The 798-nt window shown below is 51.6% G+C and carries 1 protein-coding gene; it reads left to right on the top strand.

The window, feature by feature from the left end; translation table 11 throughout:
- Positions 1–478: RHS repeat-associated core domain-containing protein (locus AC08OP_RS07345; protein WP_476613498.1), on the top strand; the 478-nt coding region annotated here is incomplete at its 5' end.
- Positions 479–798 lie beyond the last annotated feature (320 nt).

The following is a 798-nucleotide window of genomic DNA, read 5'->3' as shown; positions in this document are numbered from 1 at the left end:
GGTCCCCGACGACACCGCCGCTACCGCCATCGCCAGCTACGCCGAATCCAGCGAATTCGGCACCCCTTATTTCTCCAGTACTGCTTACACGCGTTACGGTTGGCTCGGAGCCAAACAACGCTCCCACGACAGCCTCGCCGGCCTCACCCTCATGGGCGTCCGCCTTTACAATCCCTACACCGGCCGTTTTCTCTCCACCGACCCCATCTTCGGCGGCTCCGCCAGCACCTACGACTACGCCAACCAAGATCCTTATGAATCGATGGATCTTGACGGTAGAAAATGCGTTCGAGTTTTTTACAAATATCTTTGCTTTCCTGACTACTGGCGCGGCATCCAAAGAATTGCAAGTTGGGGCTGCGTGAAAGGGTGGGGAATTATAGGATTTGCTACTCTTGGACGCTTTGTGGCACGGTATGCGAATAGACTGTATGGGTATGGTATATATTGTGGCATACGATATGGAGTATGGTGGTAAAGTTTAACTATTCGGCTATGGTAAATAAAATCATCAAGACGCTTGGCTATAAGACTGGAGTTATCTCTAGATGCCGTTTCATGCTTCTGGTAATCTTCGATGTTGCTGTCGCCGTCGGGATTATCGTTGCAGTATTCAACGGAGTTGCCGGCTCCATACTAATTCCAGTTGCGGTAGCATCTGGCGCTATCGTTAGAAGGTCGATCGAGAAAGCCGATAGGCACTGAATCGCCACACCTCCCTGAAGATTCTTTATTTGTTCTCCTATAGTATCCGCTCGCCCGGCGGGTGTTGATTCTCGACCCTGCAGCCGCCTACCG

It is taken from the genome of Frankia sp. CeRuru1 (assembly GCF_977966315.1).
This window is presented reverse-complemented; position numbering and strand designations above follow the sequence as displayed.